Here is a 26,219-nt window from a genome sequence, read left to right on the forward strand (position 1 = left end):
ATATATGGTAATAATGATAGATTCAACCATATTATAAATATAATCTTATAAATGATTTGTTTCAATAGTATTTTTATACATATTATGAACGAGATTCCATGTATTAACGAGGAATTTTGTTATGTCAGGGAAGTACATGTTTTCGTATGTTAAAAAGAGGTTTTGATGCGGAAAGCGTTTATCTGTTAGTGTGTGGATGACCCGATCAAACAGATAGACTTGTTTTTGGGGAAAGCAGTTTATTTTTTCTAATTGTGTAATATACTATTCATTCCAGATTTATTGTTTATCCATTTTTAGTCATATATAATTAATAAGGAATTGGATGATAAAGGAGAGTTTAGCATGAAAAAGGTTAGAAAGGCGATTATTCCTGCTGCCGGTTTGGGCACTCGTTTTCTACCAGCTACTAAGGCGATGCCCAAGGAAATGCTTCCGATTGTGGATAAGCCGACCATTCAGTATATTGTTGAAGAAGCGATCGCTTCTGGCATTGAAGATATTATCATTGTAACGGGAAAAGGAAAGCGCGCCATTGAAGACCATTTTGATAATGCGCCAGAGCTGGAGCAAAATTTAATGGAAAAGAAAAAGTACGATTTATTGGAAGAGGTGCGCCACTCCGCTAATTTAGTGGATATTCATTATATTCGCCAAAAATCCCCAAAAGGATTGGGCCATGCGGTATGGTGTGCCCGCAAGTTTATTGGCGATGAACCGTTCGCGGTGTTACTGGGAGATGATATCGTCCAAGCGGAAAAACCTTGTTTAAGCCAATTGATTGAACAATTTGAGCATACTCAATGCTCAGTGATTGGTGTTCAACCCGTGCCGGACGATGAAACAAACCGTTATGGAATTATCGAACCGCTAAAGAAAATGGGAGAGCTTTATCAAGTAAAGCAGTTTGTTGAAAAACCTCCGTTAGGCACAGCTCCGTCCAATTTAGCGATTATGGGTCGTTATGTGTTTACTCCGGATATATTCGAGTTTTTAGAAAAACAGGAGATTGGGGCTGGAGGAGAAATTCAACTGACCGATGCGATCCAAAAATTAAATGAAAAACAGTCTGTATATGCATACAGTTTTATGGGCAAGCGCTATGATGTAGGCGAGAAGCTTGGATTTGTAAAAACGACGGTGGAATTCGCGCTGCAGAAGGAAGAACTGCGCGGGGAGCTGATTAGCTTTTTGAAGCAATTGCTCCATCAGGAAAAGGCGCTTTAACATACTCATAGAAACCTCTCCCTCCTTTCACGAAGTGAAGAGGGGAGAGGTTTTTTATGCACATGGAATAAGAAATCTTGAGAGCCAGCTCTGTTAATGAAATCAAGAGCTCTGCTTCGAAGGTTCCTTGTCTTTATAACGTATGAACATGAATAAAACGGAAAGATAAAATACGAGTGTATTGGCATACAAATAACGAAAGTCTTGAGCCGGCAGAGCGATAAAAATGCTTCCGATATTGAGAAACAACGCAAAAGGAACTAACCAAGCCTTCCAGTCGTTCCGCAAAGCTGTAATAAAAGTAAACAAAACGATCAGGAACATGTAGTTGGCTGGCCGCCAAATAAATGGTTTTAAATCTGTATCCGATGTTTTTAAATATTGAGTGATGAATTCAGTCAAAGGCTTAACGATGACTTGGCTTTTCAGCCCGTCCCTATTGTGAGGCCAAACATTTGTCACAAATGTATACGTATGGCCGTCTTGTGGTTCATTCATTTGCCAGACAAGAGAAGTTTGTTTTAAAAAAGCTTCCTTTGCTATTTTTGGATTTTGTGCGCAAATTTCGAGCCATGTCCGCATATAAGTGGAAAGATGATCGGGAAAAATCGCACTTCGATTATATTCCTTGGAAAATTTAATGCGATTGGTGATATATGGATGATAATATTGCTTCCACAACGGTAATGGCAAAATTTGATTTAAGTATTGCGCCTGTTCCTCTGTTAGTTTTCCACCTTGCTCAATCACTCTAGCTATTTGTTGGGTAGGAATGCTTAAAACCTCGTTTGGATCCGAAGGTGCGACCTTCAGATAATGAAAGACAGGCCCTGTAAAGATGAGGTAAAACGCGATAATAGAGCCCCCGGATAATATCAACGGTTTCCACTGACGGCGGAAGACCATAAGCAAAACGATGAGCATGACAAGGAACACCGGAAAGCCGTTATGACGGAAAAATACAACACCGAAGGCGGCTAGAAAGAAAATCCACGTGTTTTTCTTGCTGTTTAGCCATTTTCCATTCGTAATGACTAAATGAAAGATAGTCGTACTAAATAGTAATATGAATGCACTATATAGGATATCTTTCCAAATTGTTACAGAATAAATGCCGTTAATAGGGTTAATTGCAAAAAGAATCGATACAATCCAAAGCCAAAAGCGTCGAATGCCAGCTTTTTCGAATTGGGCCATACAGTATCCAAAGATGAGTGAGATGATGATGATTTGCGATAGCGCAACAATAGCGGGAGAGTTCCAAATTTTCGTTAGTCCCATAATGAGTAATGTATACATCAGCGGATGCCAATTGCTAAAATGTCCGGTATGAGCTTGGTGCCACTGATCAACAGAATCAAAGGTCATAGCGGCAGGGAAAATCGCCAGTGCATATCCCCCCCACAGGATGATGGAAGGAACGGCGTATTTGAATAGGCTCCATTTGCTTGAAGCTAAGTGATCAGCTGGTTTTACCTCTATTTTTAGAGAGGAGAAAATAATCCACAATACAAGACTACTTAGGAAAAAAAAGGTGCCGACATAAACATATGCTCTTGTTTTAAAAGAGTAGGCAAGCAAAAAATCTTGTTCTCCTTTCATGCTAAGAAGGGCTAAGAATGAAAATAAAAGCGTAAAGACGATAATCGCTATCCGTTGTCTTTTTAAAAGACGGCGCCATTCATCTTTCATTAAGAACAGCAAATGAATATGGATGAAAGTCAATAGTGTCGTGACAAAAGCAACGGTCGCCCGTGACGTATCTTGAATGGGGATAAAAAAGAAAATGAGGGCCACACTGCTAAAAAGGGCTAACGGGATACTAGCTATATAAATGATCATCCTCGTGCTCATTACATTATTTCCTCCTCAGAATAGGTAATCATATGATGTTGAACGTGCGCTAATCCATTCCTAACACTGACTCTATGCAATGTCTTTGTGATGGCGACATCGATCACTAGAGGGGGTCTTACTTCAATCAGTCATTCATGTATTTATTTTCCATTATCCTATTATACACCGATCGACAGAATTATAAAAATGTCATTTTTTATGAAATCTATAAATGTTGAATTTTTGCGGTAGAAGATAGGGGAAGGAGAGGAGAATAGAAGGATAATGGCAAAAAGCTGCTCCCTTGAAGCAGCTTTTTGCCGTTTATAACACAAGGAAAATGGAGCCGATTAAAATCAACAAGACCCCTGCCATTTTTTTGCGGGTGATATGTTCTTTTAACAGAACATACGATAAACCGAGCGTCCAAATATAAGTGATGGATGTTAAAGGGAACACGATAGTATAAGGGAGCTGCTTTAAAATGATAATATTAAGCACGGCTCCTATCCCATAAAGCATACCGCCAATGAATAACGGGAGCAAAAACGCTGCTTGGAATCCTAAGCGCTGGCTGGATGCTTTTTTAAAGTAATAGCCTCCTAACGCGCCGGACAAGGTCATGATTAAAAGCAAGAGAAACGAACTAATGATCGCCACCTCCTATCAGTATGGCGCCGCTCGTAATGAGAAGAGTCCCTATTACTTTCATGGTGGTGATTGGTTCATGAAGAAAGGCGACTCCCAACAGAAGACCGAACACATATCCCATACTGAGAAGAGGGTGCAGCACAGAAAGACTTCCGAAGCGAAAAGCGACGATCATTAAAACAGCTCCAATAAAATAAAGGGAGAACCCGAATAACAGATAAACGTTCCAATTTCCGTCCGATAGCTTCCAAAGCATCTGTCCGCTGGCGGTGCTGACAGAGGCAATCAGAATGAATAAAATGCCGATTTTGTTTTTTTGCAAGGACTGAACAAACCGATTCATGTCCTCATCTCCTTCTTTTTATAAGAAACGAAGGCAAATAAAAAGGCAATAAAGAATACTAACGAATTAGAATACAAATAACGGAAATCTTGCGCTGGCAAAGCGGCTAATACGGTTCCGGTATTTAAAAGAACTATGAGTGGCACAAGCCAGGCTTTCCAATTGTTTCGTAAAAAGGCGACAAATGTGAATAACAGAATGAAAAAGGTATAGATGGCCGGCCGCCAAATCAACGGTTTGAATGTTGTGTCAGAGATCGATAAATATTTTTTCACTGCCAATGTCAGCGGAGAGAAAATGATTTCGTTTTTCAGACCAAACTTATTTCCGTAAAAGACATTGGTGACAAATGTCGATGTATACCCATCATTAGGCTGGTTCATTTGCCAAACAAGAGATGTTTGCTTGAGCGCGGCTTGTATCACAAGCTTTGGATTTTGCATACAAATATCCCACCATATGCGTAAATAATCAGAAAAGTGGTCAGGAAAAATCGCGCTTCGATTGTATTGCTTGGCGAATTTAATGGGGTCTGTAAGGTATGGATTATAGTTTTTCTTCCAGAGCTCCAAAGGTAAAATTTGATTTAAATAATCTGCTTGTTCATCCGTCAGGTTCCCATTATAAGCAACAACCCGAGCGAGCTGTTGCGTCGGAATGCTTAATGCTTCGTTTGGATCCGCTGGCACAACTTTCAGATAGGTAAATACAGGACCGGTGACAATATAATGGGCTGCAACGATAAAGAAAATGGAAAAGACCCATTGCTTCCATGTTTCCCGGAAGCAAATAAGCAAGATCACGAGCATGACTAAACAGACGGCAAAGCCGTTGTGCCGGAAAAAAATCACTCCTAGAGCTGTCATGATAAAGAGAAAGAAATGGGTGTTGCGTTTAATCCATTTTCCGTTGGTAATGACAAGATTAAAAACGAGCGTAGTAAATAATAAAATAAAGGTGCTATATAAAACATCTTTCCATATGGTGATAGAATAAATCCCATTAATAGGACTTAAAGCAAAAATAATCGATATGATCCAAAGCAAAAATGGTTTAACCCCAGCTTTTTCAAATTGCCGCATACAATAGCCAAAAATCAACGAAATGATGATGATTTGCGAGAGGCCGATCACGGCAGGTGAGTCCCAGATTTTTGTTAGAATCATAATGAAAAATGTATACATTAAGGGATGCCAATCATTAAATTTTCCTGTATGAGCTTGCTCCCATTGATAAATGGAGTCAGCGGTCATTCCTCCAGGAAAAATGGCCAACAGATAAAAGGTCCAAACTACTAGAGAAGGGAGAGCATATTTCAGTATGTTCCATTTGCTGACAGAGCGAGGAACTTCATTCATTTTAATGTTTACAAGCGACAAAATGATCCATAGGACGAGCGAGCAAATCGTTGCATATGTACCAATATATACATATGCGCGCGTCAGCCAAGAATTATCTGATAAATAAAATTGCTCTCCTTTTAAACTAAGAAAGGCTAAGAATGAAAAGACCAATGTAAACCCAATGGTGATGTGCTTTTTGCGTTTGTTAAAGGATGCAAGGGACGAAGCCATAAAAAAAAGCCGATAATAGCAAAAAGCGAGCAATGCGATCACCAAAAGGATAACAAACAAGGAAACATCAAGAATCGGCGCGAAAAAAAAGATGACTGCTATACCGCTGAGCAAAGCGGCAGCTACGCTTATAGCGTAGCGATTAAGAGATGTAGTCATTTTCTTCCCTCCGCATTTGCTTATAAATTTGGTTCAACTCCAATTCATACTGCTTTCGGTGTGCAGCGGCAACGGTATCTAAAATCAATCCACATGCGAAAGATAGCAAGGCAAAAATCATTAATCCAACGGCTAAAATCGCCGACGGGATACGAGTAATGAAGCTTGTTTTGGCAAACTCTACGATAACCGGAATTCCTGCGGCTAGTCCAAGAATGAAAAATAACAGCGCCCATAGTGAAAAGAATAAGAATGGTTTGTAATCTTTAAATAAGGTGAAAATCATTTTTAACACTTTCCATCCATCAGAGAACGTATTAAGCTTGGATTCGCTGCCTTCTGGACGATCGCGATAATCGATCGGCACCTCTTTAATTAAAAACTTTTTATCAAGAGCATGGATGCTCATTTCCGTTTCAATTTCAAATCCTGGACTCATGACGGGCATGGATTTGACAAACCACTTATCAAACGCGCGATAGCCAGTCATGATATCTTTAATATCGCTTTTATAAAGGAAGTTAATTAATCCTTTTACCAAATTATTGCCAAAGTTGTGGAAAGGTCGTTTGTTTTCCTGAAAGTAGGTGCCGTTTGACAAGCGGTCACCAATCACCATATTGGCTTCTTTGTTTTTAATCGGTTCAATTAGCCGATGAACAAATTCGGCCGGATATGTGTCATCGCCGTCAACCATGACATAAATATCGGCATCAATCTCCCGAAACATCGAACGAACGACATGTCCCTTTCCTTGGCGAGTTTCTTTTCGAACAATAGCGCCATGCTGGGACGCAACTTCTGAAGTACGGTCCTTTGAGTTGTTGTCATATACGTAAATATCGGCTTCTGGTAATTCTCTTTGAAAATCTGAGATCACTTTTCCAATGGTCTGTTCCTCGTTATAGCAAGGAATGAGTACGGCGATCTTCATGTTTTCACTCCTTTTCTATTATGGTTTATATGCCATGAATAGCACTTTGTTATCAATATGTGCTTTTCGTCATAGGGACAAACGGGTTTGGTCTATCTAAGCTAGCGCTGTAAAAAACTACACGGTTAAGAATATCATTTTCCATTTATTTTTTCCACATGAAGCTTGATTTTGTGAATTTTTGTTAGTTTGGTTCTGTTTATTTTCCAAAATCATACATAAATAAGTAAAAAATCCCCTCTTTCATCCGAAAGAGGGGATCCGACTTATGCTTCTACCGGAATAAATTGAAAGGTCTGTACGTCAAACAATCCTTGGTCCGTCAATTTCAGTTCTGGGATGACTGGCAAGGCTAAAAAAGCGAGGGTAATGAATGGATTAAACGCTTGAGATGCCCCGATATCCATCAATGCCTCGTTGATTTTTTGCAAGTTTTCGCACACATCGCTGCAGCTTCTTGTCGTCATAAGACCGCCAACTTCAAGCGGCAGGTCGGCTATGATTGCTCCGTCTTTCACGACAACGAGTCCACCGTTAAGCTGCTTGATATGATCGATGGCCAGCAGTAAATCGCGATCGTTTGTGCCGACGGCGATAAGATTATGCGAATCGTGGGCGATGGATGAAGCAATCGCGCCGTTTTGCAGTTGAAACCCTTTCACAATGCCAAGTCCGATTCCGCGCTGTTGATGCCGTTCAACAACAACAAGCTTCAATAAATCTTTTGTTATGGAAGGGACGAATCGTCCTTGGTGGACATCGACTGATTCGATCATATGCTTCGTTTGTAAGCGATTGGGAATAATTTCAATAACATGAGCCTTCGTCCCTTTTGAAAAAGGAATTTGCAGATCTCTTTCTGTGATGACGGGGGCGTGAACAGATTGGAGAATTCGGTCTCCTAAATTTTTCTTTTCTGCTGATGTGGAAAAGACGGCTTTGCCGTTTTCGGCCACGAGCCCCCCTTTTTTATAAACGTGTGAAATTTGCAATAAACGCAAATCGTCAATCAGTAAAAAATCGGCTTCATATCCGGGAGCGATGGCTCCTTTTGTATTTAAACGATAGCACTCAGCCACATTAAGTGTCGCCATTTGAATGGCCGTGATCGGATCGATTCCTGCCTGTATAGCAAGGCGGATGTTATGATCGATGCTTCCCTCGGCCATTAGTTCATCTAAATGCTTATCATCTGTGCAAAATAAAAATCGCCGTGCATTTTGGACGTTAACCGCCGGAATCAGCTGAAGCAAATCTTTAGCGACGGATCCTTCGCGAATCATGACATATAGGCCGCGTCGAATTCGTTCTAAAGCTTCTGCGGCCGTTGCACATTCATGGTCTGTTTTTATGGCCGCGCTGGCGTACACGTTTACCGCTTGATGATCTAAGCCGGCCAAATGCCCATCGATGCGTTTGTTCGCTTCTTCTGCCATGATGAGCTTATCGAGCATATGTGAGCGCTCGTGCAAAAGAGACGGGTAATCCATCACTTCTGCCAATCCGAGAACTCGAGAGTCGGAGAGAAATGGAGCCAGCTCCTGCGCGGTCAATACAGCTCCCGCATGTTCAAACGATGTCGCTGGAACACAGGAAGGGAGCATGATATAAACGTCCAGCGGCACATGCTTGGAATCGTCCAGCATAAATTGTATTCCTTCCACTCCAGATACGTTGGCGATTTCATGAGGATCGGCGATCACAGCTGTCACACCGTGGGGGATCACGGCTTGAGCAAATTCGCTTGGGGTGACCATGGAAGATTCAATGTGCACATGCGCATCAATGAATCCCGGACAAACATACTTTCCTCCGGCATCAATGATCGAATGGCCCTCATATTGTCCGATGCCTGCAATCATTCCGTCAACAATGGCGATATCTCCTTCTTCGATCTCATGAGTGAATACATTGATAATTTTCCCGTTTTTGACCACGAGATCAGCCGGCTCTTTCCGGGCGGCAACGGCGAGCCGCTTCCATAATAACGATTTCATTAGTCTTGCTCCTCTCATCATTTTTACCAAAATCACCTGATTCGTGTTCGCTATTGATTGAAATGTGAGCGAATCTTCCAATAGTAGCTGAAAAGGGAGTTTGACAACGCTTCAAAGCGCCATTTCCACAATGTGGCATAGTTGCTTAAATCAAGGCTGAATGAATGGCGCATTTGGAAGCGGCTGATGCCTTGCTTTTTTGTCCAACATCCCTGTAACGAAATCGGCCGTGGAAGCACAGTCCTAACTTCATATCTAAAAAATGGTAATCTGTAAAGTGAATCTATCAAAAATAGGAGGACAGGTACAGCATCATGGCCGCTTTCCCATCATGACGGATAAGTCCATGTAAATTGTTTTCATTGTATGATTGAGAGGGTCCGCTCGTCAAATGATTCGTTAAGATAAAAGACCAAGCATTTAAATCCAGTAGCGCCTGTTGCTTTAATCAGTGAAAGTTTGGTATCATCATAGTATTGTGAAAGGTCGAGAATGTTGGAGGTGAACGAAAATGTCAAGAATTTCGATCGAGCAAGTTAAGCACGTAGCTCATTTGGCACGTTTAGCGATTACTGAAGAGGAAGCCGAAATGTTTACGAAGCAGCTAGATGCGATCATTACATTTGCAGAGCAGCTCAATGAACTGGATACGGAAAATGTTCCGCCAACGTCGCATGTGCTGAATATGAAAAATGTGATGCGTGAAGATGTGCCGGCACAAGGCCTTCCGCTTGAAGACGTGTTGAAAAATGCACCAGATCAGCAAGATGGACAATTCCGGGTGCCAGCGATTTTAGAATAAGGGAGGGAAGAGCATGTCGCTGTTTGATTACAAAATGTCTGAATTACATAGCCTGTTGCATAAAAAGGAAATTTCCGTTTCCGATTTAGTGAGCGAATCCTTTAAGCGGATTCATGAAGTCGAAGAGAAGGTACAAGCCTTTTTAACACTTGATGAGGAGCGTGCACGTGCGAAAGCAAAAGAATTAGATGAAAAGCTAGCAACCGAAGAAGAATTCGGCTTGCTTTTTGGCATGCCGATCGGTGTGAAGGATAACATCGTGACAAAAGGCCTTCGTACGACGTGCGCCAGCAAAATTCTTTACAATTTTGATCCAATTTATGATGCGACGGTTGTACAGCGCTTGCAGGAAGCCGATGCCGTGACAGTCGGAAAATTGAATATGGATGAGTTTGCGATGGGATCTTCCACGGAAAACTCCGGTTTTCAATTAACACGCAATCCATGGAATATCGAATGCGTACCTGGCGGCTCAAGCGGCGGTTCGGCTGCGGCTGTTGCGGCAGGAGAGGTGCCATTTGCGCTAGGATCTGATACAGGCGGTTCGATTCGCCAGCCGGCTGCGTTTTGTGGTGTCGTCGGCTTAAAACCTACATATGGACGGGTATCGCGCTTTGGTCTTGTTGCTTTTGCTTCTTCGTTGGACCAAATTGGACCAATTACACGTACCGTTGAAGACAACGCTTATTTGTTGCAGGTGATTTCCGGGCTTGATCCAATGGATTCAACATCAGCCAATGTCGATGTACCAGACTATGTATCGGCATTAACAGGCGATATTCGCGGTCTAAAAATTGCCGTGCCAAAAGAATACTTAGGCGAAGGTGTCTCTGAGGAGGTGCGCCAGTCTGTATTACATGCATTAAAAGTATTGGAAGGACTTGGCGCAACATGGGAGGAAGTATCGTTGCCGCATTCTAAATATGCATTGGCCACTTATTATTTACTTGCCTCTTCTGAAGCATCTGCGAACCTTGCCCGTTTTGACGGCGTCCGCTACGGCTATCGTACGGATAATGCGAAAAACTTAATTGATATGTACAAGCAGACGCGCAGCGAAGGCTTCGGCAATGAAGTGAAGCGCCGCATTATGCTTGGAACGTTTGCATTAAGCTCTGGCTATTATGATGCGTACTATAAAAAAGCGCAAAAAGTGCGGACATTAATTAAGCAGGATTTTGAAAACGTATTTGAAAAATATGATGTCATCATTGGTCCGACAACGCCGACACCAGCGTTTAAAATCGGCGAAAAAACGAGCGATCCGCTAACCATGTATGCGAATGACATTTTAACGATTCCAGTTAACCTTGCCGGCGTTCCGGGCATTTCCATTCCATGCGGATTGGTGAACGGGCTTCCGGTCGGCTTGCAAATCATCGGCAAGCACTTTGATGAAAGCACGATTTATCGCGTTGCGCATGCATTTGAACAAGCGACGGACTATCATAAACAAAAACCGGTATTGTAAGGGGGGAAATGAAGATGAATTTTGAAATTGTCATCGGGCTTGAGGTCCATGTCGAACTGAAAACAAAATCGAAAATTTTTTCCAGCAGTCCAAACGCATTCGGAGCACCCCCAAATACACAAACGAGCGTGATTGATTTAGGCTATCCAGGGGTTCTCCCTGTGTTGAATAAACAAGCGGTTGAATTTGCGATGAAGGCGGCGATGGCATTAAATTGCGAAATTGCCACGGAAACGAAATTTGACCGAAAAAACTATTTTTATCCAGACAACCCGAAAGCGTATCAAATTTCACAATACGATCAGCCAATTGGCCAGAACGGCTGGATTGAAATTGAAGTCAACGGTAAAAAGAAAAAAATCGGGATTACGCGCATTCACTTAGAAGAGGATGCCGGAAAGCTGACGCATACAGGCGATGGCTATTCATTGGTGGATTTCAACCGCCAGGGCACGCCGTTGATTGAGATTGTTTCTGAACCGGACATTCGCTCTCCAGAAGAAGCGTATGCCTATTTGGAAAAGTTAAAATCGATTATTCAATATACAGGCGTATCTGATTGTAAGATGGAAGAAGGCTCGCTTCGCTGCGACGCGAACATTTCGCTCCGTCCGATCGGATCGGACAAATTCGGTACCAAAACCGAGTTAAAAAACTTAAACTCGTTTAACTTTGTGCGTCAAGGATTGGAATATGAAGCGAAACGCCAAGAAAAAATTCTGCTTTCTGGCGGCGTCATTCACCAAGAGACGCGCCGTTTCGATGAAGCGACAAAAACCACTATTTTGATGCGCACAAAAGAGGGATCTGAAGACTACCGTTACTTCCCAGAGCCAGATCTTGTCATGCTTTATATTGACGATGAATGGAAGGAGCGCGTTCGCGCCTCGATTCCTGAGTTGCCGGATGCTCGTCAGGCTCGTTATATTAAAGAGCTTGGTCTGCCGGAGTATGATGCGAAAGTGTTAACCATCACAAAAGAAATGGCCGATTTCTTCGAAGCGACAGTTGCGAATGGCGCTGATCCGAAATTAGCGTCAAACTGGCTCATGGTAGAAGTATCAGGCTATTTGAACGCCGAACAAAAAGAGCTGCACGACATTGCGCTTACTCCAGAAAGCTTGGCAGGCATGATTAAGCTGATTCAAAACGGCACGATTTCATCGAAAATCGCTAAAAAAATCTTTAAAGAGCTTGTTGAAAAAGGCGGCGACCCAGAAAAAATCGTCAAAGAACAAGGGCTTGTCCAAATTTCTGATGAGGGAACGCTGCGCAAAATTGTGCTGGAAGTGCTTGATGCCAACCCGCAGTCCATTGAGGATTATAAAAATGGAAAAGACCGTGCCATTGGCTTCTTAGTTGGCCAAATTATGAAGGCAACAAAAGGACAAGCGAATCCGCAGCTTGTGAATAAGTTGCTGTTAGAAGAAATCAATCAACGATAACCAATATATGGCTGTCCCAAAAAGCACTAGGCGAAACCTTTTGGGACAGCCTTTTTATTTGATCATTCAGTGCAAGCGCTGATTGTATGAGCTGAAAAGGTACATTTATCTCGAAAATTCCTTGTTTATCAAACAGGAAAAAGAGATTTTCACCCTCCTGATGGTGCCAAAATGTTTTTGCGCAGGTGTCTATATCAATGAAAGGGTATTGGACCTTCTTTTCATGGATGTTGTCCTTTCGGCTGGTGGCAGCGCTTCTGAATATAAAGGTCATGCCGTTTGGGGGATGATTCCATTTTTTGTAATGAGAGTATTGAAAGGAAAGGATATGGAAGTATATAAGAGCATATGGGAGGATATTGATGTATTTCTGAGGATTCTGGATATATCCGACTAGTATCGTGGGAAATTCGCACATATCGCTTTATATACACTTATTTCCCATTTGTAAACCATATCTATGTATCGGTATAATAATCATTGTAATTATGTAACTATTCAGCATATTATCGCTGGATCTTGTTTTCAGAACCATGGAAAGAGGGGATTTGCTCTGGCGGAAGGCATCAAAAATAAAGAGTGAAGATGATCATAACAGGGCTATGAAAGCAGCATGCCCAAGAATACAGAAGATGAAAGGGAATCATGAGTTGAAATTTAGAAATCCATGTATGATGGAGTGATCTTCGTTCATCCCTTGCTTCATCTTAAGCTGTATTTTCCTTTATCTATGGAGGCGGGTTTTCACTGTGAGACAGCGCTGAGACAAGAGTCTTTTTTCATTTTGTAAACATTCTATCGTTTTTCCTAGTGGATGAACGATCATCGTTTAGAAGGCAGAGCCTTGTTGGCTCAACGATCTGTATGGAGCAGGATGCTTCGTAATCTATGAAATCTTGTCTGACGCTCGTGGCGCGTATGAAGCGATCTTGCCTGGCAAGATGAATCAGTAGGTCTGCTTTATACAAATGAGGTCATGAGATTTTTGTTTTTGCTTAGAGCAAAAAAGATAATTCGTCCATTTTGGACAGAAGGGTGCTTTGTTTTGATGAAGGTAATCGTTCAAATGTTTGAATAACCAATCGCTTTATGTATGATCGGATTTCCCTTCGTTTTGTTTCCTCATCAGTTGAATATCCAGTAGATGTTTAATCTCCTCTTTCATCAAATTCCGTAGCGAATTCTACCAGTCACACATTTCATACCCGCATATGAAGCAGATGCAACATACGACTTCCATTGCTTCGTTTGTTGGCATGAACGCCATCTTTTAGTGTTTGAAGACAGCTTCCGTCATCTGTCTTCAGCGTGAAAAGAAATGAGAGCGGCGCTCCATCCTTTGATACAAGTCCGGTAAACAGAAAAGAGTAGGCGCTTGTTCGTTGTTTCTTCACTGTCTAAAGGAACGGCCATTGGAAATATGGTACATCGCATCTATATGTCTCCGCTATCTAAAACAATCAGCTAATCGTCATGTGACCTTGAAAGTTCATTTAAAGTAATTTGCAGCGCTTGAATGGCGTGGGATTTGTTTTTGGCTATGGAAGAGTTTTTCTTATAAAGTTTCTAGTGATGAGGCATAACATGCTGAATAGTTACGTGATTGTTTCTAAATGATGATTGTACATCCTCTATCACAGCTTTGAGCTAGCTCAATCATGTAAAGGGGAGGAATTTCATTGCGTAAATGTGCAGCTTTGATCGGAACGATTTTATTAGTCTTATCACTGGTGGCCTGCGGAACGGGAGAAAAAGCAGAGAAAGGAAAGATTGTGATTGCCGGTAAAAAATTTACCGAACAAATGATTTTAACGCATTTGCTGGCCGAATACGTAAAAGCGAATACAGATTTGGATGTAGAGGTAAAGGATAGCCTGGGCGGCGCGTTTATGCTGCAACAGGCGATCGAAGGTGGCGACATCGATGCTTATGTAGAATATACGGGTACCGGTTACTTAAATATTTTAAAAAATCAATATGACGCATCGCAAACGCCAGATGATATCTATCAAGCAACGAAAAAAGAATATAAGGAAAAATTTAATATTACTTGGCTTAAGCCGCTTGGATTTAATAATACGTATGCTTTGGCTATGAGAAAAGAGCTGGCGGATGAGCTTGGGGTGAAAACAAGCTCGGATTTAGCAAAAAAATCGAATCAGCTCGTATTCGGTTCAGATGCCGAGTTTTTTGAGCGGAGCGATGGATACGACGGGTTAGTCAAGGAATATGGATTTCAGTTTAAGAAAAAAACGAATATCGACCCTGATTTGCAATATGAAGCCGCTAAAAACGGCGATATTGATGTCATTACTGCTTATACAACCGATGCGCGTATCAAAAAATACAACCTCGTTGTGCTTGAAGATGACAAACATTATTTTCCTCCATACTATGCTGTACCGATTGTTCGCCAAGAGGTTTTGGATGCCAATCCGGGATTAGAAGAAGCGCTAAACAAGCTTGAAAATATCTTATCTGATGAAAAAATGATGGAGTTGAACGGACAGGTCAATATCGAAGGGAAGCAGCCAAAACAAGTAGCGATCGACTTCCTCAAATCGGAAGGACTCATTGACTAAACAGCCAGTTTGAAGGAGGGACAGCATGATTCGATTTGAAAATGTAAAAAAGCAGTATGATGATGGTTTTATTGCTTTAAAAAATATCAATCTCGAAATAAAAAAAGGAGAATTGGTGACGTTAATCGGCCCAAGCGGCTGCGGAAAGACGACGACGATGCGAATGGTTAACCGCTTGACAGAACCGACCTCTGGAAAAATTTATATTGACGGTCAAGATATATCGACGATTGATCCGGTAGAACTGCGCCGCAACATTGGGTATGTGATCCAACAGATTGGTTTGTTTCCCCATATGACCATTGCGCAAAACATTACCCTTGTGCCCAAATTGAAAAAGTGGAAAGCCGATATGTATGAAAAGCGCGTCGATGAGCTGCTTGACTTAGTTGGCTTGGATCCATCCACTTTTAAGCATCGCTATCCATCGGAATTAAGCGGCGGGCAGCAGCAGCGTGTAGGGGTTATTCGCGCATTAGCAGCGGAACCGGATATTATTCTAATGGATGAGCCGTTTAGCGCGCTGGACCCGATCAGCCGCGAGCAGCTTCAGGATGATATTGTAAAGCTTCAAGAAGAAGTGCAAAAAACGATTGTATTCGTGACTCACGATATGGATGAGGCTCTAAAAATCGCCAATCGCATTGCTATTATGAAAGAAGGGGAAATCGTCCAGTTTGATACCCCGGATAAGATTTTACGGCGTCCGGCCAATGAGTTTGTCCGCGGTTTTATTGGGGAAAACCGGCTTCAGCAGGGGAACTCATTAGTGCCGACGGCGAAAGATTTAATGTCCTCATTTGTTGTCACTGCTTCTCCCAACCGCGGATTAGCCGAGGCTTTTCGCTTGATGAAGGAAAAGAAAGTAGACAGTTTAATGATTACAGACAAAAAGCAAGTCTTTCTTGGCATCGTGACATTAAAAGAGTTGGAAAAACAATATGACAAAGAAGAATGGGTGCTGGCCGATATTACGGACGAGAATTGTGCGACGCTAACGAAAGATGATGATGTGACAAATGTGGCCGAAATTTTCCAAAATAAGGATATAAACGTGATCCCGATATTAGAAGGAGATCGGCTCGCAGGGGTGATTACAAGATCGAGCTTGATGCGCGGCTTAGCCGAATGGGAGTTTCATAAGCAACAGTGAGGGAGTGATAACAGATGAATCTCATCCAAACGTTTATTGACAGGAAGCAAGATATTTGGCTTGCCTTTCAAGAGCATATTATGTTATCCGCCATTTCAATGGCGGTTGCCATCCTTGTCTCTGTTCCGCTTGGCATTCTCTTGACAAGGAATAAAAGGATTGCTGAACCGGTCATCGGAGTGGCCGCGATTGTTCAAACTATTCCAAGCCTTGCTTTATTGGGATTTATGCTTCCGATCTTCGGAATTGGCAAGCTTCCGGCTATTATCGCGTTGACCCTGTATGCCTTGCTTCCGATTTTACGAAATACCTATACAGGCATTTTGGGTGTTGATCCGGCGCTTGTGGATGCGGGGAAAGGAATGGGAATGACTTCATGGCAAATTTTGTGGATGGTCGAACTTCCCCTCTCTTTGCCAGTGATTATGGCAGGAGTAAGAACCGCGACCGTGTTAACGATCGGTGTTGCGGCGCTGGCGACATTCATCGGTGCCGGAGGACTTGGCGATCTGATCGACCGCGGCTTGCGGGTGGCGGACAAAAATCTTATTCTAGCGGGAGCGATCCCTGCCGCCATTTTGGCCATTTTATTTGACCTCATATTAAAGAAAATAGAAAACAAAGTAACGCCAAAAGGATTAAAGCCGTAATTCGTGTTTTTGGAAATTGTTTCAAAATGTGTTCTGATGTTGAAGAAGTAATAGTGTTGTATAAAGGTAGCTAGAGTATATCCGATCATCGTAAAGTTATAAATTTGTATAGAAAAATCGAGATCCCCTTGCCTTTCCCTCTCTTTAAAGTAGAAGATTACCTAGACATTATGTGTAGAGGGGGATAGGTGTTAGGCGAAAATGCTAGCTTTAGACTGTACAGCGAATGAATTAATAAGTAGCACTCCATGCCATCCAACTTGTCAATGGTTATTATCCTAATAGTTCAAAAACAAGCGGACATTTCATGATTGCATATCAAATGATTGAGGTATTCAATGGTCGTCGATCCCCCAATCGTGCTAAAATCCTGGGAGATTGACGACCTCTTATTTTTTTCGCACTTCCTATCAGACATAATCCCTTTTGAAGATTGTATCAATTTTTTAAGCTATGTATAATGATGATGTCGTAGTAACTAATTATTGATATATCAATGGTTAACTGTTTTTTATCTTAACTATGAGGAATCAAAAAGCATTGGAATACCTGAATCGTGACTAGGAGATTTTTTGTTCGGGCCTGAGGATAGATTGAGTAGGAGTGTCTCCTTAGTTTTTTAGATACTGAATGCGAGTGCATTATGTTTTTGTTATAAATATCTTTGAACTGTCCTGTAAATTGTTTTTCATGAAGTGTATATATACACGTTCCCACTTAGAAACTTCATTAATGTCAATCTTTGCGGTACGTTTTACAATAAAACAGAAATATAAGGAAATATTTTTTGGTTTTTAAAAAAATGTTACAAATTCGTTGTATAATGAATTTGTAAGAATGATTCTCCATCTGTTATTGTGCACAGGTTAATGCAATCGTTTGTATTGGTATGTGCATATTTTTACGGTAAAATAAACTGAATATTCACATAAATAAATTTCCCCTTAATTGAGGAACGAGGTAAAAAGCAATGAAAATAGAATATAAAATGTCTGTATTGGCAACTATGGTGGATAGTGTGCTATTATTTTTATTCGCTCTATATGGCTATCTTACCTTAAATAAGAATTAAAACATTAATAATGTCATTGTTATCTTACCTACTTAGGAATGAAGACAAATGAATATTTAAGAAAGTTCGAGGTAAATTTAATTAAAAATGTAATTGTAAAAAATTTTGTAAGGAGGACAAAAGATGCGTATCCATATACTTTTTGTATCCAGTAAAACATGCATGGAGCATAAGAAGAATAAGATCACAAAAGTCCATATACAGGTAGATACAGCGCAAATTCATGATTTTTTCCGAAGGTACTAGTTGAATTCAGAAAAGTTAGAATAAAATGTGAAATTTTTGCGTTAGATCTTGAATTAGAGGGTTTTTATGGTAAAATCTCCTTAGTTGTAGTAATCCAATCCTAAAGGAGGTGGGATAATGATTAAAACGATCTACTCCCTTGGTCACAAATATTTGATGGAAGGAAATTCGTCGATTGTTCAAGCCATCACGCTGCCGGTTGAGCATTCAGCTGCCGCTGTTAAATATGTGGTCATTGTTGATTTGGCGATTGCTGATCAAAAGATTCACTTGATACTTAAAGAGGTGGACTCATCTACTTCGCTTGATTTTTTATGGATTGGCACAGCAGATGGGGCAGCGAGTCCACAATGGTACGGCACGGTGAGAAATGTTGAATATTTGTTAGGTCAAACCATTCCTAACTTGCTTGAACGATGGGATCGTGAAGACCCTTATTATGTTTTTTTAACAGAAGCACATCAGCGGTTTTTTGTTGATTTGGGCGAAACACAAAATTCAGGCGAGCGCTATCGCTATGTATTCAATCCTGACTACATTGGCGGCATGTTGACCGAAAGAGACGGGAAAAAGGCGCTTAGCGCGGTAGCAAAGCAGTTTCAACAATTTGTTGAAGCAAAATTAAATGTAAATTCCAAAGATGTTTTATTATATTCTCTATCGCTTGATGGACAGTTAGTAGTCAAACAGCCGGAATATGAACGGTTAGTCCTTGCCGATAAACTTAGCGTGTTTGAAGACGCAAAAACAGGTGTATGTGCGCTGACTAACCAAACAGAGGCTGTCACGGGCGAGACTACGAAATTAAAATTTAACTATTACATAAACCAGAAAATTAGTTTTGCAAGCGGTTTTGACAAAAAATCGTTTGTAAAAAACTTATCCATTAGCCGTGACGCTTACCAAGCGATTATGGCCGGAGAAGCATATATTCTTCGCAACTTTAATACCCGATTTAGCGGTTTGCCTTGTTATATCATTCCAGACTTTTTATACGATATCCCATTTGAGAATGCGCCGCTTGAGACAATTAGCGAGTATATTCAGCAGTTTGTCCGAACCATTAAAACAGCGGAAACCGCTAAAGAGTTGCATAAATATATTGAGAATTACAGGCGTTTTGAAGAGCAGATGGATAACTACATTGCTTTGCATTTTCTTTTTTACACGAAAGCGCAAGCTTCTTTAAAGATTAACAAACTTGTGTCAGATGTTCCGTTAACGTATTTGCGACAGTTAAGCAGAGAGATGAGACAGGTGGAAGGACTAGGGCGTCGATTTTTTAGTCAGACAAAATTTAACCTTGGCTTGGATGCGATTTACTATCTTATTCCGATGCGTGTGAAAAAGGGAGACAACTTAGAGAAGCGCAAAATTTTGCATGTGTATGAATCATTGCTTACAAAAAAGCCTTTATCATACCATTGGCTCATTACGCAATTTGTGCAATTGGCAAAAATTCACGCATATGCACACTATGACGTTTATCAATTCAACGGTAAAAAGGAATATAACGATGTTCAGCTAGTAGATGCAATGATACAAGCACAGCTACTCCTAAAACTGTTATACAAGCTTGAACTGATAAAGGAGGCGAAGGAAATGGCGGATGGCATCTCCTATGCATTGCCGGATGCGGAAATAGCCGATTATATGGGAACGATGAACTACACTGCTGCACAAAGCGCATTGTTTTTGCTTGGCTATTTAATTGCTCGAATCGGAGCTGAGCAAGTCAAAAAAGCGAACGCCCGGGCAGAAGCGCTTGGACAAGCTCGGACGGGAAGAACGGCGAATAAGCCGATTTTGTCCAAAATCAACTATCACGGCATGAGCAAACAAAGAATTATGTTTCTTTCTAACGAAATACCCGACAAACTTCGGCAGTTGAAAATTGCTTCTGCGCATAATGAGCTTATTTACGCGGAGCATAAACATTTGTTAGATGCGGCCATGCAGGAAAAATGGAGTTTATCAGATCGTGAAAGCGTTTTTTATTTATTGTCAGGCTACGCTTATGGAACGAAACGGATTTTGGAGAACGCCAAAAAAGAAAAGAATGATAAGGAGGAGAGCAAGTGATGAATAATAGCGATATTTTATTTCTTTATGACGCCAAGCTGACCAATCCAAACGGTGACATCGACGAAGAGAACCGTCCGCGCATGGATTATGAGCGCTCGGTGAACTTAGTGAGCGATGTTCGTTTAAAACGCTATCTCCGTGATTACTTTGAACAAATCGGCAAAGAAATTTTTGTAGGAAAAGTAGATGGAGAGACGGTCAACGCGACTGAACGAATCAAGCGTTTATTTGGCAAATTTGACGGAAAGGTAAATGTTAATAAACTATCGAAAGAGCAGCAAGATTGGATGTTGGATCAACTCATTGATGTTCGGCTGTTTGGAGCGACGATGCCGTTGAAATCTGAGGATAAAGGAAGTTCCATGACATTTATTGGTCCGATTCAATTCAATTGGGGCTACTCATTAAACAAAGTGACGCTTGTTGAATCGGCAAGCATCACATCCCAATTTGGTTCGGATGACAAAAATGATGGCGGCAATATCGGAAAAGATTACCGTGTATACTACTCATTTTTAGCCTTTCATGGCATTGTTAGCGGCCATCGCGCCACGCATACACGGCTTGCGGAAGACGATGTTCGTCTGTTGGATCAGGCGATGGTGAAGGCGATTCCGTTGAGTGCCACCCGCAGTAAAGTTGGTCAATATCCGCGTCTATATATGCGCGTGGAATACACTTCTCCAGAATTTGTAGCGGGAGATTTGCGCGATTTAATCAGTTTAACAGAAACAGAGGGGCTGCGCAGCATCTCTGAAGTCGAACTTCGGATCGATGCGCTAGTGAATAGATTGTTAGAAATCAATGATGAAATTGCCCATGTTTATTACTGGCAAGATTCGAATTTATTGTTAAGCTACGAAGGACAGAAAGGTCAATTGGCGGATCTTCTGCCTAACGACGTAGCAGGCAAGCTAGTTTCAGTGCTGTAAAAAGGGTGACATGTATGAATATACTCATTTTTGATTTGATCGGGAAGATGGGGCATTTTCGAAAGATGGATACGAACTCATCTTCTCTATCATATTTCTTTCCGCCGCGAACAACGATTGTGGGCTTAATTGCAGGAATCTTAGGAATCGAGAGAGACGGTTATTACGAGCCATTTTCATTCGATCAATGCCAAGTGGGGCTTTCCGTCCGCACCCCGGTTCGAAAAATGATGCAAACAGTCAATTATATGTTGGTGACATCAAAGGGTCATCTTAACAATAGTGCAGGACATACGCAAATCCCTCTTGAGTTTGTGCTTCCGAGAAAAGAAGAGATGGCATTGCGTTACCGCGTTTATTTTTCTCATAAAGACCCGGTGATTTATGAAGATGTAAAGAAACGGGTTCAGTCAAACCGATATATTTACCCGCCGTATCTCGGTCTGTCGGAATTGCTTGGGCAACTAGAGTGGATCGCGGAGGCGGAAGGGGTACAAAATGAGCCAGACGGTTTAATCCCGATCCATTCGGTCGCGCGCATCTCGGATTTGCGCGAGCGCTCGCTTCAGCTGTCAACTGACACGAGGTTTGTGAAAGAATTTATGACCCGCCATTTTACGAAAGAACGAGCCATTCTCGAGACGGAATACTATTTGCTAGAATTGTCGCGGCGGTTGGTCGCTGTTCCTAACGTGCCATACGTTACTGTCACGTACGGCAACGAAACGGAACATGTGTTGTTCATGTAGCGCGCATGTCAGATCGCCGCGCTATTTTTTTAGGGGGGTGAAAGCGTGTATTTGTCGCATACAAAACCAGATAAAAGATTAGTAGTTCATTTGCGGGAAGTATATGAATATTTAAAAACTCTGCTTGAGTATGTACCTTTATCGAGAGAAGACTACGAAACGGTGCAATACATAGGCAAGATCGTAGCCGTCACACACGATTTCGGAAAATACTTATCTTATTTTCAAACGTATTTGCGAACGAAAGAGACGGAAGGAGATTTACATCATCACTCGTTTATTTCTGCGGTGTTTGCTGCACATTTGCTATGCCGCTCCAAAAGCTTGCCTGCTTCATGGTCAGAATTTGCTCCGCTGCTAGGATATTTTGCCGTCATGCACCACCATGGGAATTTGCGCGATATAGCACTAGATGTAACAGATTCAAATGACATTTATGAAGATGACGTACAGCGCTCGCTGTATGATCGGGTGCGGACGTTAAAAATTCAATTGGAAGATATAAAAAAGCATGCCTCGTCCATTATTGAGGATTTATCGCCACTATGGGAGGAGTTGCAGATCCCGCTTTTCTTATCTGAAGAACTTGCAAATTTTATACAACATTATGAGAACGCTTTTGATGAAACGTATCGCCAATTTTATTTGCTTACGCGCCGGAAAAGAGGAGCGCTTACGGCAAAATTATATTATTATGCGTTGTTGTTATACTCTGTATTAATCGACGCTGATAAATGGTCTGCAGCTAATATTAAGCGAAACTCGCGCGTCCATATTCCGGGCCATCTAGTTGATCAATACCGCCAAGCGAATTTTGATGTGGAAATACTTGAAGGAACAAACGGTTGGCGCAACCGAATGTATGGGACGGTCATGGAACGAATCGAACAAATTGCCCGCACTAATGCTGAACAAAGGCTATTTACATTGACAGCGCCAACGGGGGCGGGAAAAACGCTTCTATCTATTTCTGTTGCTTTAAAATGGCGGGAACACGCGCAGAAATATGAGGGATATACGCCCAAAATTATTTATGCCCTGCCGTTTACGAGCGTCATTGATCAAAATGAGAAAGTGATTTACGATCTTCTTGCCCAATTAGAAGATTTCAAAGGAAATGAGCAACGTTATTTGGTTAAACATCATCATTTATCCACGTTTCAATACCGCACAGACCATCAGGAGTTGCCGCTTAGACAAGCCTTGTTGCTGACAGAAAGCTGGGAAGCCGAGTTTATTATTACGACGTTTGTCCAACTGTTTCAAACTCTTATCGGCTATGAAAATCGGGCGCTGAAGAAGTTTCATCAAATTGCAGGGAGCATTTTAATTCTCGATGAAATTCAAAACGTGCCAGTTGAGTATTGGCCGTTGTTGCGCGTTGTGCTGTCGAATATGGCTGAATTGTTTTCTTGCAAAATTTTATTATTAACAGCTACACAGCCGCTCATTTTTCCACAAGGTGAAACGATAGAGCTTTTAGAATCAGAGTCCGTTCAGCCGATTCACTTTTTTCAAGAAATGGAGCGTGTCCATCTTCAGTGGCTCAAGGGAAGCAAAGGGACATACAATGTAGATGAGTGGATGGAACAATTTCAACTTCACTTTGAGGATGGAAAAACGTATTTAGCAATTTTTAATACAATTAAAACGTCTATTGATGTGTACGAACGACTCAAAAAATGGCTGAAGCAGCACGGTTATCATGTTTTCTACCTTTCTACCAACATTGTTCCTTGCGAACGTAAACAGCGTATTGAAGCGATCAACGACCTTCTTAAAGAGAAGCAAAAGGTAGCCGTCATTTCTACACAGGTTGTGGAAGCAGGAGTAGATGTCGACTTTGATGTGGTGTACCGCGACTTGGGGCCGATTGACTCCATTGTACAGGCGGCGGGACGCTGCAACCGCAACGGGCAAAAGGATCGTTTAGGGAAAGTGTACATTACGCCGATGGAACGAAATGGGGCGTTGGAATCCAAATATGTATACGGTGCGGTCCATACAAATATCGCTAAAGAACTGCTTCCAGAGGAATCGATGTTGGAACACCAATTTTTTGATGCTATCCATCAATATTTTTCCAATGTAAAAAACGCTAAATCGTTCACAGCCTCCGATGGGATTATAAAAGCGATGGAAGAGTTAAAGTTTGATGCCAAAGATAAGCCGGGAATCAAGCAAAAGCCGGAATATGTATCAGAATTTCAACTGATTGAAAACGCACATCAAGCAGTAGATGTGTTTGTCGAAGTGGATGACCGCGCTATAGCAATCTGGCAAGAATATATAACGACCGTTATCGAAGAAAGCAATTTAGAAACGAGATTTGAAAATTATTTGCGTTTAAAAAGAGATATCCGTCAGTATGTAATTTCGGCACCGATTCAGCTTGTGAAAAATTTAGACCGCGATTCATATGAAAAAACACGAATGCTTCATTTGTCTAATGATCTATTAAACCAATATTATAACAGCGAATATGGACTGATTCGCTCGAGTGAGATGGTGGATGCATGGATTATGTAATGGATGTAACTGGCACGCATATTTGGTACTACTTTATTTGTAAACGCGAGGTTTGGCTGATTGCCCACCAAATTGCGGCCGATCAAGAGGACGATAACCTCGAAATTGGCCGCTTCATCTCGGAAACAACGTATCAGCGCCAGAAAAAAGAAATGCTAATTGGCAATATTAAAGTGGACCGTATTCGTCGCGAGGGGGACACTTTGGTTGTTGGAGAAGTGAAAAAATCATCCACCTATGAAAAAAGTGCCTACTATCAACTCTTGTACTATCTGGATACATTGAAGAAAATGGGGATTGAGGCAAAAGGGGAGTTATTGTTTCCAAAAGAAAAGAAAGTAACGAAAGTGGAATGGACAGAAGAAGGAAAAAAAGTATTGGAAGAAGCGGTCGCTGATATTCGCCGCATTGCCCGGTTACCTATTCCGCCAGAACCAAAAAAAATTCAATTTTGCCGAAGCTGCGCCTATCGTGAATATTGTTTTGCGGAGGAATCATGATGAAAAAAACACTTTATATTTTTCAAAGCGGCGAGTTGTTCCGGCAAGACAATAGTATTTGTTTTGAAACAGCTGAGCGCAAGCGGGTCTTGCCTGTTGAAGATATTAATGACATCTATATTTTTGGCGAAGTGAATGTCACCAAGAAGTTTTTGGAGCTCATGGCGCAAAAACATATTTGTATTCACTATTTTAATTATCACGGTTATTATACGGGAACGTTTTACCCGCGTGAACATTTAAATGCCGGACACGTTATTTTAAAACAGGCCGAAGCGTATTTAGATCCGGAAAAACGTCTCGCCTTAGCGCGGAAATTTATCGACGGTTCGATCGGACAAATGATCCAAGTGTTGAAATATTATCAAAATCGTGTAAAAACCAATCAAGAAAAATTTAAGGAGATGATTTTCGATTTCCAGTCAAGCCGGGCGAAATTGGAGCAATGGACAAGCGTCGAGGAAATGATGTCAACAGAAGGGCATGTGCGTGAGAAATATTATCGTATGTTTGATGATATTTTAAACCATCATCCGGATTTTTTATTTGAAAAGCGTTCAAAAAGGCCGCCGCTCAATCGGTTAAATGCCATGATTAGCTTTGGGAATCAGCTTTGCTATACGATGGTGTTAAGTGAAATTTACAAAACCTATTTAGATCCGCGTATCGGTTTTTTGCACGCGACGAATTTTCGGCGTTTTTCGTTAAACTTGGATATTGCGGAAATATTTAAACCGATTATGGTCGATCGTCTCATTTTTACACTTATTAATAAAAAGATGATTACGAAAAAAGAGTTTGATAAACATATGGAAGGGATTTTGCTGTCAGAAGAGGGGCGGAGAAAATTTATTGAAGAATTGGACAAGCGCATGAAAACAACGGTCAATCACAGGCATCTAGGTAAGTCTGTCTCATACCGTCGTCTCATTCGTCTTGAGCTTTATAAGATTCAAAAGCATCTTCTCGGCGAAAAAGAATATGAGCCGTATCGCTCGTTATGGTAGGTGTTGCTATGTTTGTGATACTCGTCTATGATTTTGATAAAAAGCGTGTCGCCAAAGCGTTAAAGATTGCAAGGAAGTATTTATATTGGGTGCAAAACTCGGTGTTAGAAGGGGAAATTTCCGAAGCCAATTATGTCAAGCTAAAAATGGAACTGGCGAATATCATGGATCCCGATACAGATTCTATTGTGTTTTATACGTTTCGCACGCAAAAATATTCGAAACGCGAAGAGATGGGGTTACGAAAAGGCGGAGAAGACAACATTTTATAGGAG

General features: G+C 41.4%; 20 protein-coding genes. 14 read left to right on the forward strand and 6 right to left on the reverse strand.

Annotated elements, in window-relative coordinates; genetic code table 11:
- Positions 1-345 precede the first annotated feature (345 nt).
- Positions 346-1,227, forward strand: a complete 882-nt coding sequence (gene galU, locus GRQ40_RS02075) for a UTP--glucose-1-phosphate uridylyltransferase GalU (protein ID WP_159719269.1) — start codon at positions 346-348, stop codon at positions 1,225-1,227.
- A gap of 102 nt (positions 1,228-1,329) precedes the next feature.
- On the opposite strand, the gene GRQ40_RS02080 is transcribed toward galU, so the two are convergent.
- The 6 genes from GRQ40_RS02080 to ade all read right to left on the reverse strand — a co-directional run bounded on the left by GRQ40_RS02080 (position 1,330) and on the right by ade (position 8,721).
- Positions 1,330-3,081 carry a DUF6020 family protein gene (locus GRQ40_RS02080; RefSeq protein ID WP_236546387.1) on the reverse strand — a complete coding sequence of 584 codons (1,752 nt, stop codon included), beginning with the start codon at positions 3,079-3,081 and terminating at the stop codon, positions 1,330-1,332.
- Positions 3,082-3,387: 306 nt separating this feature from the next.
- Positions 3,388-3,723: an EamA family transporter gene (locus tag GRQ40_RS02085; RefSeq protein WP_311975581.1), complete on the reverse strand. Its 336-nt coding sequence runs from the start codon at positions 3,721-3,723 to the stop codon at positions 3,388-3,390.
- Entirely contained in the window at positions 3,710-4,057 is a 348-nt protein-coding gene (locus GRQ40_RS02090) for an EamA family transporter (protein ID WP_044741357.1), read from the reverse strand. The genes GRQ40_RS02085 and GRQ40_RS02090 overlap by 14 nt, the downstream gene beginning before the upstream one ends.
- The gene (locus GRQ40_RS02095) at positions 4,054-5,790 is read right to left on the reverse strand and encodes a DUF6020 family protein (protein WP_159719270.1); all 1,737 of its coding nucleotides are present in this window, start codon (positions 5,788-5,790) and stop codon (positions 4,054-4,056) included. The genes GRQ40_RS02090 and GRQ40_RS02095 overlap by 4 nt, the downstream gene beginning before the upstream one ends.
- The gene (locus GRQ40_RS02100; protein ID WP_044741359.1) at positions 5,774-6,724 is read right to left on the reverse strand and encodes a DPM/DPG synthase family glycosyltransferase; all 951 of its coding nucleotides are present in this window, start codon (positions 6,722-6,724) and stop codon (positions 5,774-5,776) included. The genes GRQ40_RS02095 and GRQ40_RS02100 overlap by 17 nt, the downstream gene beginning before the upstream one ends.
- 266 nt (positions 6,725-6,990) lie before the next feature.
- Positions 6,991-8,721 carry an adenine deaminase gene (gene ade / locus GRQ40_RS02105; protein ID WP_159719271.1) on the reverse strand — a complete coding sequence of 577 codons (1,731 nt, stop codon included), beginning with the start codon at positions 8,719-8,721 and terminating at the stop codon, positions 6,991-6,993.
- A gap of 511 nt (positions 8,722-9,232) precedes the next feature.
- Here ade and gatC point away from each other — a divergent pair.
- From gatC to cas2, 13 genes are all read left to right on the forward strand, one after another.
- A complete protein-coding gene (gatC, locus tag GRQ40_RS02110) occupies positions 9,233-9,523 on the forward strand; it encodes an Asp-tRNA(Asn)/Glu-tRNA(Gln) amidotransferase subunit GatC (RefSeq protein WP_044741361.1) in 291 nt (96 codons plus the stop codon).
- Positions 9,524-9,536: 13 nt separating this feature from the next.
- Positions 9,537-10,994, forward strand: a complete 1,458-nt coding sequence (gene gatA, locus GRQ40_RS02115) for an Asp-tRNA(Asn)/Glu-tRNA(Gln) amidotransferase subunit GatA (RefSeq protein WP_066148436.1) — start codon at positions 9,537-9,539, stop codon at positions 10,992-10,994.
- Between the two features lie 14 nt (positions 10,995-11,008).
- Positions 11,009-12,439, forward strand: coding sequence for an Asp-tRNA(Asn)/Glu-tRNA(Gln) amidotransferase subunit GatB (gene gatB, locus GRQ40_RS02120; protein ID WP_044741363.1), 1,431 nt, complete (start codon positions 11,009-11,011; stop codon positions 12,437-12,439).
- 1,679 nt (positions 12,440-14,118) lie between these two features.
- Entirely contained in the window at positions 14,119-15,021 is a 903-nt protein-coding gene (locus tag GRQ40_RS02125) for a glycine betaine ABC transporter substrate-binding protein (RefSeq protein WP_066148443.1), read from the forward strand.
- A 25-nt stretch (positions 15,022-15,046) separates the two neighbouring features.
- Positions 15,047-16,174: an ABC transporter ATP-binding protein gene (locus tag GRQ40_RS02130; protein ID WP_159719272.1), complete on the forward strand. Its 1,128-nt coding sequence runs from the start codon at positions 15,047-15,049 to the stop codon at positions 16,172-16,174.
- A 14-nt stretch (positions 16,175-16,188) separates the two neighbouring features.
- Complete coding sequence (locus GRQ40_RS02135) at positions 16,189-16,824, forward strand: ABC transporter permease (protein WP_159719273.1); 636 nt, start codon at positions 16,189-16,191, stop codon at positions 16,822-16,824.
- 1,435 nt (positions 16,825-18,259) lie between these two features.
- Positions 18,260-20,224 (forward strand): TIGR02556 family CRISPR-associated protein, encoded by a 1,965-nt coding sequence (locus GRQ40_RS02140; RefSeq protein WP_159719274.1) that lies wholly within the window; start codon positions 18,260-18,262, stop codon positions 20,222-20,224.
- A complete protein-coding gene (cas7b, locus tag GRQ40_RS02145; protein ID WP_159720713.1) occupies positions 20,224-21,159 on the forward strand; it encodes a type I-B CRISPR-associated protein Cas7/Csh2 in 936 nt (311 codons plus the stop codon). The genes GRQ40_RS02140 and cas7b overlap by 1 nt, the downstream gene beginning before the upstream one ends.
- A gap of 14 nt (positions 21,160-21,173) precedes the next feature.
- The gene (gene cas5b / locus GRQ40_RS02150; protein WP_159719275.1) at positions 21,174-21,908 is read left to right on the forward strand and encodes a type I-B CRISPR-associated protein Cas5b; all 735 of its coding nucleotides are present in this window, start codon (positions 21,174-21,176) and stop codon (positions 21,906-21,908) included.
- 45 nt (positions 21,909-21,953) lie between these two features.
- Positions 21,954-24,437, forward strand: a complete 2,484-nt coding sequence (gene cas3, locus GRQ40_RS02155; RefSeq protein ID WP_159719276.1) for a CRISPR-associated helicase Cas3' — start codon at positions 21,954-21,956, stop codon at positions 24,435-24,437.
- Positions 24,425-24,937, forward strand: coding sequence for a CRISPR-associated protein Cas4 (cas4, locus tag GRQ40_RS02160; RefSeq protein ID WP_236546388.1), 513 nt, complete (start codon positions 24,425-24,427; stop codon positions 24,935-24,937). The genes cas3 and cas4 overlap by 13 nt, the downstream gene beginning before the upstream one ends.
- Positions 24,937-25,944 (forward strand): type I-B CRISPR-associated endonuclease Cas1b, encoded by a 1,008-nt coding sequence (gene cas1b / locus GRQ40_RS02165; RefSeq protein WP_159719277.1) that lies wholly within the window; start codon positions 24,937-24,939, stop codon positions 25,942-25,944. Before cas4 ends, cas1b begins: the two co-directional genes overlap by 1 nt.
- Positions 25,945-25,952: 8 nt before the next feature.
- Entirely contained in the window at positions 25,953-26,216 is a 264-nt protein-coding gene (gene cas2 / locus GRQ40_RS02170) for a CRISPR-associated endonuclease Cas2 (RefSeq protein WP_044741373.1), read from the forward strand.
- Positions 26,217-26,219 lie beyond the last annotated feature (3 nt).

Source organism: Anoxybacillus sp. PDR2 (assembly GCF_009834045.1).
Classification (GTDB): domain Bacteria; phylum Bacillota; class Bacilli; order Bacillales; family Anoxybacillaceae; genus Anoxybacteroides; species Anoxybacteroides rupiense.